Here is a 515-nt window from a genome sequence, read left to right as displayed (position 1 = left end):
TAACCGTTAAAGATAAAGAAATAGTAATGCAATCTTTTGGAAAAAACAGGAATGCAAGACTCCAAGGACTGTCAAATATCTGAACTTTCAGGCGGACAACAAAGAATTTTTTATTTGTGCCTAGCTCAACAAGGAGATATTTATTTTATGGACGATTTTTTCATGAGTTGATATCCAAACAGAAAAAAATTATCCAAGTTTTAAAAGATTTGGCAAAAGAAAATAAAACCATTATTGTAGTGCACCATGATTTAGAAACAGTGACTCAATATTTGATCATGTAGTTTTGGTAAACGTACAAAAATTAAAAAAGTGGTACTACGGATGAAGTTTTAACCAAACTAATTTAACTAAAAACTTTTCAAAATAAACAATTAAAAAAGACATCCATAATTTGCAAACCCAAAACAACTAAATAAAAGAATCAAAATAAATAATCAAATTAAATATAAATGATTAAAAAGTTAATGTAACTGAACGAAGGTTTTTGATTTTTATTTGAACGGCATGGCTGC

The organism is Areca yellow leaf disease phytoplasma (assembly GCF_041920595.1).
The sequence above is the reverse complement of the archived record's forward strand: the minus strand, read 5'-3'. Positions refer to the sequence as shown.